This window comes from Mesorhizobium sp. M7A.T.Ca.US.000.02.2.1 (assembly GCF_003996995.1).
In the GTDB taxonomy this organism is placed as follows: domain Bacteria; phylum Pseudomonadota; class Alphaproteobacteria; order Rhizobiales; family Rhizobiaceae; genus Mesorhizobium.
In genome coordinates this window covers 1-8,139 of the sequence record NZ_RZTT01000278.1, presented here as the reverse complement: position 1 = coordinate 8,139, position 8,139 = coordinate 1, and the positions used below count along the sequence as shown (strand labels likewise).

Below are 8,139 nucleotides of genomic sequence, written 5' to 3'. Positions count from 1 at the left end.
CTCGCATCCAGTGCCGTGACGCGGTGCGCCGCGATATCGCGGGAGGCGGAAGCGGCAACGGTAGCCGTCCTGCCGTCGATGTCGGCCGTGGACGAGAACTGCATGCCGCCCGGGCCCGACTGCACGACGGTGGCGTCGGTGATCTTGACGAGCTTGATCGCTCCGGTTTCGGGCAGCACGAATTCGACATTGCGAAGATCGATCCGGCGCAGCGAATCCTCCCGCACGGCATCGAGTGCGTGGTTGATGTTTCCGAACACCGCGGCGGACAGCTTCTCCGGATCGATGAGGCCGTCCGCATTGCGCAGGCCGGCGGTCCAGTCGCCGCCTGACGGCATCGCAGCCACGACGATGCGGGCATCCGAGATCCTGGCGCTGGTCAGCCGCACGTCTCCCCACAGCAGCGGGAACAGACGCACGCCGAAGCGCACACGGCCGGCATCGGCCATCGGCTTGCCGTCCGATGTCTTCAAGCTGACGTCGCTGACCTGAAGCGCGATGAAACTCGAACCGTCGAGCGTGATGCGGGCAGGCCCGACCGCGACATTGACATCGACGCCCGCCAGTTTCTCGAGCGCCGTTTCCGCCTCGGTGCGAAGCCGGTCGGCTCCGATGCCGGAGGCGCCAACCAGATAAACGAGCACGGCGGCCAGCAGCACGAAAGCGACCAGACCGGCGAACAGTCGCGACAGGATGCGAAAACCGCGTCCGATCGAAGCCTGACCGAGCGGCGGCACACGGCAGGCGGACGGAAAGGTCCCCAGGTCGGTGATCTCATCACGCCTGAACCGGATCTTCTCGTGCTGCGGTCGCTCCTGATCCACGCAATTTTCCGTTGTACGAACTCGATCGTGGACGAATCCCCGTCCGACACTATATCGGTGTGGCTTCGCGCGTAACCTCAAACAAGGGCATCGGTATGGCTGACCTCGACGTAGGCGATCTCGCGCCGCAATTCGACCTGCCGCGGGACGGCGGCGGATCAGTCAGCCTTGCCGCATCGTCCGGCAAGCCCATCGTGCTGTATTTCTATCCGCAGGACGACACAACAAGCTGCACGCAGGAGGCGATCAGCTTCTCACGGCTGAAGCCGGACTTCGAGAAGGCCGGCGCCGTGGTGATCGGCCTGTCGCCCGACCCCGTCAAGAAGCACGACAAGTTCAAGTCCAAGTACAATCTCACCATCGACCTCGCCGCCGACGAGGAGCGCAAGGTGATCGAAGCCTACCATCTGTGGGTCGAGAAATCGATGTATGGCCGCAAGTATATGGGGGTCGAGCGCGCAACGTTCCTGATCGGCCGCGACGGGCGGATCGCTGGGGTCTGGCGCAAGGTCCGCGTGAAGGGCCATGCGGAAGAGGTGCTCGAGGCCGTTCGAGGGCTTTGAGGTTTAGCCGGCGAGGTTGGCCCGGTTTCCCTTACAACCTCACGCACGCCTGGCGGGCAACCGCTGCGGGCAAGCCGGCGCTGCAAGCCTTTGTTAACCTTAATAATGTGTAGTCAAGCTGTCGTGGTGTCGTAAACGAAAGCTTGGTCCCGTGAACGCAACCGGTCAGTCCGCAGTCTTCGGCAGGCGTAAGGAGCCCCATACGGTCATCATCGCCCGGGGCAACGAGATCAGGCATTTCACGATCCGGCCGTGGCTGGCGGCCTTTATCGGCTCGGCGCTCGCCGCCATTGCCGTCGGCTACCTCATGGCCACCTCCTATCTGGTGCTGCGCGACGATCTGATAGGCGCCACCACGGCGCGTCAGGCGCGCATGCAGCAAGCTTATGAAGATCGCATTTCGGCGCTTCGCGCCCAGGTCGACCGCATCACCAGCCGGCAGTTGCTCGACCAGCAGCTGATGGAAACCAAGGTCAGCGAACTGCTTGAACGGCAGAGCCAGCTGAGCCAGCGTCACGGTCGCCTTGGCCCGCTGCTCGAACGCGCCGAGAGCGAGGTCGGGGCAGCGCCGGCCGAAGATCCGGCAGCGGTTGCGAAGCCGGACAAACGCGCCGAAGTGACCGGCAGCATCAAGGAGCCCGCGCGGAACTATGCGGTCGCCAGCCTGAGCGCCGATCCCGGCGCCGGCGACACAAGGCCGTTCTCGCTGTGGTCGACCCGCTCCGATCCGCTGCCCAACGATTCAGCCGCCGATCGTGCCGACAAGCTCTTCGTCTCGATCAACCAGTCGCTGAAATCCATCGAGAGCGACCAGTTGACCCGCATCAGCACGCTTGCCGACAATGCCTACAAGAGTGCCGATGCCATTACCCAGGCGCTCGAGGCGGCCGGACTGCCCGTCGACAGCGATTTCGGCAAGGGCGACAGCGATGTCGGCGGACCGCTGATCCCGCTCGACAGCTCCATGATGTTCGACAGCAAGGTCAAGGAGTTGGACGAAGCGCTTGACGCCCTCGACCATCTCAAGAAGGAAGCGCGCCAGTTGCCGCTGACCAACCCCGCACCGGGCCACTCCGTCACCAGCCCGTTCGGCGTGCGCACCGACCCGATCCTCGGCACCGCGGCACTGCATTCCGGCATGGATTTCAGGGCCCCGATCGGCATGGCCGCCAGGGTCACCGCGCCCGGCACCGTCACGAAGGCCGGCTGGAACGGCGGCTATGGCCGCATGGTGGAAGTCGACCACGGCAATGGCTTTGCGACACGCTACGGGCATCTCAGCGAGATCGACGTCACCCTCGGCGAGAAACTGGACGCCGGCGCCGTCATCGGCAAGACCGGCAGCAGCGGCCGCTCGACCGGCCCGCATCTGCACTACGAAGTGCGCCACAATGGCGAAGCGATCGATCCCTTGCGCTTCCTCACGGTCGGCAAGAAGGTCGCCCAGTATCTGTAAGCGATGCTGGGCTCCTGCCCCATGCGCCGATGACCATCATGATGGCTGATTAAGGCGCTCCCGTCGACAGAAACGCCGTCACTGCCGCAACCAGGGTGGCCGCGCCGACCTTCAACGCAGCCTCGTCGACACGAAACCGGGCGTGATGGAGCGGAAAGACCGATCCGATCTCCTCGTTGCGGATTCCCAGCCGAAAATAGACCGAAGGACGTTTTTCGCTGTAGTAGCCAAAGTCGTCCGCGATGGTCCATCCGGGCGTGCTGAGGACGTTGTCGGCACCGATGCAGGCCTTGGCGCTGGCGGCAATCAGCTCAGTCATCTCGACATCGTTGACGACACCGGGTTCGCCCTTGTGGATGTCGACCTCGGCACGCGCCCCGTGGCTCATCGCAGTACCCTCGGCTATCGTACGGACGCGGCGCCAGGCCCGCTCGCGGGTTGCATCGCTGCCGCTGCGGATGGTGCCTTTCAACGTGACATCGATGCATGGGCGTCGTGACCGCAGGCATGCATCACGCCTGGATTCGTCGATGCATAATCGACGCCGGACTCCTCCTCGATCGGCAAGGCATCGATGTCGGCGCGAATGGCGACCTTTCGATTTGACGGCTTGCCGGTGCCGACAATATCGACGGCAAGGCCAAAGCCGACGACGTCGCGAATGTCGGCAATTCCCTGATCCACCAGCATCTGCCTGAGATAGCGCTGCGTGCCGGCCTCCTGGTTCGAAAGCTCGGGATTGCGGTGCAGGTGGCGGCGGACCTCGATCATCCGATCGAGAATTCCGGCGTCGATATCGGTCGTCACGGTTTTCGCAACACCACCCGCCGTGGCCGAACCCTCAGGATTTGACATGGATCTCTCGCGGGAACTTCGTCAGGGTCTCATGGCCGGTTTCGGTGACCAGGATGGTCTCGCTGATCTCGATGCCCCAGCCATCCATCCACATGCCGAGGATGGAATGAACGACATTGCCCGGTTCAAGCACGGTCTTGTCGCCCGGCCTGAGGCTGATCGTATGCTCGCCCCAGTCCGGCGGATAGGCGACGCCGATGGAGTAGCCGATGCGCGATTCCTTCTTCAGTCCGTAGCGCTGGATGACCTTGCGCCAGGCGGCTTCGACGGCTTCGGCTGATGTTCCTGGCCTGACCGCGTCGAGCACCGCATCCATGCCCTCGATCACCGCTTTTGCTGTGTCCGAAACATTTGTCGGCGTCTTGCCAAGCTGCATGGTCCTGGCGAGGCCGGCGGCATAGCGGCGGCAGACGCCGGCAAGTTCCAGCGCGATCGTCTCATTTTCCCCGAACCGCCTGTCGCTCCACATGATGTGCGGCGCCGAGGCATTCTCGCCACCGAGGATTGTCGGTGGAAGCGCGGTGATGTCGCCGGCAAAATCCGGGCTGCCCGCAATCTGCGCCGCCTGGATGGCGGCGATGGCATCGCACTCGCGAACACCCGGTGCGATCACCTCGAAGGCCCGCGTGACGGCCGCTTCGGCCAAGATGGACGCCTTGCGCAAATAGGCGATCTCGGGCGCCGATTTGACCGCGCGGATCCAGTTCACCAGCAGGTCGGCATCATGCCATTTTGCATTTGGAAGTCCCGCGACAAGCCGGGCGTGCGCCTTGGGGGAGAAATAATAGGCTTCGAGTTCGATGCCGATATGTCTGACACCCCAGCCCCTGGCGACGATCCAGCTCGCGATCCAGTCCATGGGGTGGCGATCGACGCGCTGAACATGGTCTTCTGGAAAGCCGACCACGTTTTCCGGTTTCATCCAGGCGGTCAGAAGACCGCCGGCCGCATCCATGGCGCGCCCGATCCAGACCGGCTCGACCTCCTCGATCGGGACCAGCACCACCTGCGGCGTGTAGAACGACCAGCCATCGTAGCCGGTGACGTAATGCTGGTTGGCAACGTCGTTGACGACAAGGAGTTCGAGACCGCGCTTCGCCATCTCGGTGCGGATCTTGCGAAGCCGCTGTTGGTACTCGTCGCGGGCAAACGGCAATTCGATCATCTTTGCTCCATGCTTTGTCGGATCAACGGTCGCGGGGTTCGCTCACCATTGAAGGGGTTTCGATCAGGCGGCAATCAGCCAGGGCGGCGTGTGAGCAGGTCCTGAACCGAATACGTCCTCCTGCTTTCGACCCGGGCTTCGTTATCTGACTATTTTTGAATTCCATTTGACTGAATAAATAAGCGGTGCCAAGTTACGCTCTCTTAAGGGGCGCAAGGCATGGCACTGCGGGGGACCAATCAGGAGTTCGGGCGGCCGTACAATCGGCGCATCGTGCTTGAGTCCATCCGCCTTCATGGACCGATCGCCCGCGGCGAGATCGCCCGGCGCGTCGGCCTCACCGTCCAGACGGTATCGACCATCGTTCGCGAACTGGAAGATCAAGGCTACATCCTGTCGCTGCGCGAAGAGCCGAAGGGGCGCGGCCTGCCGCCGGCAACGCTCCGGATCAACCCCGATGGCGGCTATGCCGTCGGCATCCACATCACTCCGCTTGGTATCAGCGCCGCCTTGATCAATCTGAGCGGCGACGTGATCGAGAGCATCTACCGCGAGGCGCCGAACGCGGCGCCGGACCACGCCTTCGAGCTGATCGGGGCGATGGTGGTGGAATTGACCAGACTACGGGCTGGCGGGCGGGTGCTGGGCGTCGGCATGGCCCTGCCTGGCCCATTCGACGTGGAGTCCATGAGTTTCGTCGGGCCAACCACCATGACCGGCTGGAAGGATGTGGCGCTGCGCGAACGGCTGGCGGCCTCCACCGGATTACCGGCCTTCTTTGAAACCGATATGGCAGCGGCCGCGATGGGCGAGCGCCTCTACGGCCTCGGCGCCCAGTTTTCCGAATATTACTATCTCTATTTCGGCGTTGGCCTTGGCGGCGTCATGGTTCATGACGGCAGCGCCTTGCGCGGCGCCTGGGGAAATGCCGGCGAGATCGGGCACATTCCCGTTATTCCGGGCGGCGAGGCCTGCCCGTGCGGCAACAGCGGCTGTCTCGAAAGATATTTGTCGCTCGAGGCACTCCGGCGCTGGAACGGCAGCGAGGCGGATTGGGTCGCCGAAGTCGCACCGATCTTTCACAGCGCCGTCGCCGTCATCGAGAACCTGTTCGACCCGGAGACGGTCATCCTCGGCGGGCTGGCGTCCACCGACCTGCTCGAAATGCTGGCTGGTTCGGCCGGAGGCCTGCACAACTCTGTCTCGGCCCGCAAGGACCGCACGACGCCCAGGGTTGTGGTCGCGCGCGGCGGACAGCATTCCGTGCTGCGCGGCGCCGCCGCCCTTGCGGTTTCCGGGGTGCTGTCACCTCGCTTCGGGCAGATGTTCGCGGCCGAACGCGAACGCGAGCGCGACCTTCTCAAAGGCAGGGAGATTGCGGCATGAGTGAACCCCTGCTGGTGCTCGACAACGTCACCAAGAACTATGGCGCGATCGAAGCGCTCAAGGGGATCAGCTTCTCGATTTGCAAGGGCGAGGTCGTGGCGCTGCTGGGCGACAACGGCGCCGGCAAATCGACACTGGTGAAGATCATATCGGGCGGACTGGAGCCGACCTCCGGGCGCATGCTGTTCGAGGGCAAGGAATTCCTTGCCAAATCACCGGCCGAGGCCAAGGCGGCCGGCATCGAGACCGTCTACCAGGATCTCTCGCTGTGCACCAATGTCGACGTGGTCGCCAATTTCTTCATGGGCCGTGAGATCACACGCAAGTTTCTCGGCATTCCCGTGCTCGACGAGCACGCCATGGAAGCCGTCGTTGGAAAGGCGCTGGCCAATGCCGGCACCCGCATTCCCTCGCTGCGGGCCAATGTCGAGCATCTCTCGGGCGGCCAGCGGCAAGCCATCGAGCTCAACCGTTTCGTGCACTGGGGCGGCAAGCTGGTGCTGCTCGACGAACCGTTCGCCGCCCTCGGCGTCGAACAGACACGGCGCGGCCTCGACATGATCCGCCAGGTGGCGAACCAGGGCATCGGCGTCGTCATCATCACCCATATCATGCAGCAGGCTTTTCAGGTCGCCGACCGGATCGTGGTGATCCGCCAGGGCGTCGTGGCCGGCGATGTCGCACGCAATAAAACAAGTCCCGATGCGGTGATCAACATGATCACCGGTGAGACGCTTGCCGGTGCCGGACCGACAGGCTGAGGGACAAAAGAGGGGTCCGGCTTAAGAGGAGCTAACGACATGAAGCGAATACTTCTTGCTGTCTTCGGTATCCTTGCACTGGCCTTTGCCACGCTCACGCCGGCATTCGCCCAGTCCAAGGGTGTCGTCTACTATATGGTGCCGACGCTGCTGGACGAGTTCCAGACCGGCTCGGTGAGCGCGCTGGAACTGTTCCTGAAGCAGACCGGCTACGAGATGAAGACGCTGAACGCCGACAACAAGACCGACGCCCAGCAATCGCAGATGAACGATGTCATCGCGCTGAAGCCGGCGGCCATCATCCTGGCGGCAGTCGACTTCAATGCACTGAAACCGTCGATCGAGGCGGCCCGGGCCGCCGGCATCCCGGTGGTCGAGTTCGACCGCCAGATCACCTCGACGCCATCCGACTTCACCTCTGTCGCCGGAACGGTCGAGATCGGCTACGTCGCCGCCGACCAGGCCGAGAAGCTGCTGAAGGCAAAGCACGGTTCGGTGAAGGGCAAGGTGCTGCAAGTCCTCGGCGATCCCGGCGATCCCTACACGCTCGACATCCAGAAGGGCTTCGAGGAGAAGATGAAGGCGTTTCCCGACGTCAAGATCATCTCGCTTCCGGCCATGCAGTGGGAAGCCAGCAATGCCGGCACAATCGTTGCCGACCAGATGCTGGCGAACCCGGACATCGACCTGATCTTCAGCCATGCCGCGCACCTTTCGGTCGCTGCCGTCGCCTCGCTCGAGGCGGCCGGCAAAAAGCCGGGCGACGTCATGCTGATGAGCTCGAACGGCGCTCCGGTCGGCCTCGACCTGATCCGCAAGGGCTGGCTCAACGCCGAAATCGAGCAGCCGCTCTACGCGCAGGCCGCGGCTGTCGCGATGTTCATGGACAAGATCGTCAAGAAGCAAGAGATCAAGCCCGGTGAATACGACGTGCTCGGCTTGAAATCGACCGTGACCAAGGAAGCCTGGGGTCCGAACATCAAGATCCCCGGTGCCGCCATCACCAAGGAGAACGTCGACAACCCGGCCTTCTGGGGCAACCAGAAGCCGCCGACGGACACCGTCAAGCCGGTCGAATAGTCATTTGAAAGCGCTCCGGGCCGTAACGGCCCGGGGCCTGCCCCTTCAC

The 8,139-nt window shown here is 63.5% G+C and carries 8 protein-coding genes and 1 pseudogene; 5 read left to right on the top strand and 4 right to left on the bottom strand.

Features of this window, described 5'->3' with window-relative positions:
- A pseudogene (locus tag EOD15_RS23175) lies at positions 1 to 824 on the bottom strand (hypothetical protein); the annotation flags it as partial.
- Positions 825 to 919: 95 nt separating this feature from the next.
- On the opposite strand from EOD15_RS23175, the gene EOD15_RS23170 reads away from it, so the two are divergent.
- Both EOD15_RS23170 and EOD15_RS23165 read left to right on the top strand, forming a co-directional pair.
- Positions 920 to 1,387, top strand: coding sequence for a peroxiredoxin (locus EOD15_RS23170; RefSeq protein ID WP_127321942.1), 468 nt, complete (start codon positions 920 to 922; stop codon positions 1,385 to 1,387).
- Between the two features lie 151 nt (positions 1,388 to 1,538).
- Positions 1,539 to 2,843: a M23 family metallopeptidase gene (locus EOD15_RS23165; RefSeq protein WP_127321941.1), complete on the top strand. Its 1,305-nt coding sequence runs from the start codon at positions 1,539 to 1,541 to the stop codon at positions 2,841 to 2,843.
- 49 nt (positions 2,844 to 2,892) lie between these two features.
- Here EOD15_RS23165 and EOD15_RS36910 read toward each other — a convergent pair whose 3' ends face one another.
- Genes EOD15_RS36910 through EOD15_RS23155 form a run of 3 tightly spaced genes read right to left on the bottom strand, consistent with a single transcriptional unit; the run spans position 2,893 to position 4,863 of the window.
- Positions 2,893 to 3,315 carry a M20/M25/M40 family metallo-hydrolase gene (locus tag EOD15_RS36910; protein WP_348629432.1) on the bottom strand — a complete coding sequence of 141 codons (423 nt, stop codon included), beginning with the start codon at positions 3,313 to 3,315 and terminating at the stop codon, positions 2,893 to 2,895.
- Positions 3,312 to 3,698: a M20/M25/M40 family metallo-hydrolase gene (locus EOD15_RS36905; protein ID WP_245463742.1), complete on the bottom strand. Its 387-nt coding sequence runs from the start codon at positions 3,696 to 3,698 to the stop codon at positions 3,312 to 3,314. Before EOD15_RS36905 ends, EOD15_RS36910 begins: the two co-directional genes overlap by 4 nt.
- Positions 3,685 to 4,863 carry a M24 family metallopeptidase gene (locus EOD15_RS23155; RefSeq protein ID WP_127321939.1) on the bottom strand — a complete coding sequence of 393 codons (1,179 nt, stop codon included), beginning with the start codon at positions 4,861 to 4,863 and terminating at the stop codon, positions 3,685 to 3,687. Before EOD15_RS23155 ends, EOD15_RS36905 begins: the two co-directional genes overlap by 14 nt.
- Positions 4,864 to 5,082: 219 nt before the next feature.
- Here EOD15_RS23155 and EOD15_RS23150 point away from each other — a divergent pair, with 219 nt between their 5' ends.
- From EOD15_RS23150 to EOD15_RS23140, 3 genes are read left to right on the top strand one after another with little or no spacing between them, the layout of a single operon-like run.
- Positions 5,083 to 6,249 (top strand): ROK family transcriptional regulator, encoded by a 1,167-nt coding sequence (locus EOD15_RS23150; protein WP_127408860.1) that lies wholly within the window; start codon positions 5,083 to 5,085, stop codon positions 6,247 to 6,249.
- On the top strand, positions 6,246 to 7,010 hold the full coding sequence (locus EOD15_RS23145) for an ATP-binding cassette domain-containing protein (protein ID WP_127321116.1): 765 nt from the start codon (positions 6,246 to 6,248) through the stop codon (positions 7,008 to 7,010). The genes EOD15_RS23150 and EOD15_RS23145 overlap by 4 nt, the downstream gene beginning before the upstream one ends.
- A gap of 39 nt (positions 7,011 to 7,049) precedes the next feature.
- Positions 7,050 to 8,090: a sugar ABC transporter substrate-binding protein gene (locus EOD15_RS23140; protein ID WP_127321117.1), complete on the top strand. Its 1,041-nt coding sequence runs from the start codon at positions 7,050 to 7,052 to the stop codon at positions 8,088 to 8,090.
- Positions 8,091 to 8,139: the final 49 nt, after the last annotated feature.

Excerpts from the sequence above, each read along its gene's own strand:
- EOD15_RS23170 (WP_127321942.1), top strand. The coding sequence starts at position 920 with ATGGCTGACCTCGACGTAGGCGATCTCGCGCCGCAATTCGACCTGCCG.
- EOD15_RS36905 (WP_245463742.1), bottom strand. The coding sequence starts at position 3,698 with ATGTCAAATCCTGAGGGTTCGGCCACGGCGGGTGGTGTTGCGAAAACC.
- EOD15_RS23155 (WP_127321939.1), bottom strand. The coding sequence starts at position 4,863 with ATGATCGAATTGCCGTTTGCCCGCGACGAGTACCAACAGCGGCTTCGC.
- EOD15_RS23150 (WP_127408860.1), top strand. The coding sequence starts at position 5,083 with ATGGCACTGCGGGGGACCAATCAGGAGTTCGGGCGGCCGTACAATCGG.
- EOD15_RS23145 (WP_127321116.1), top strand. The coding sequence starts at position 6,246 with ATGAGTGAACCCCTGCTGGTGCTCGACAACGTCACCAAGAACTATGGC.
- EOD15_RS23140 (WP_127321117.1), top strand. The coding sequence starts at position 7,050 with ATGAAGCGAATACTTCTTGCTGTCTTCGGTATCCTTGCACTGGCCTTT.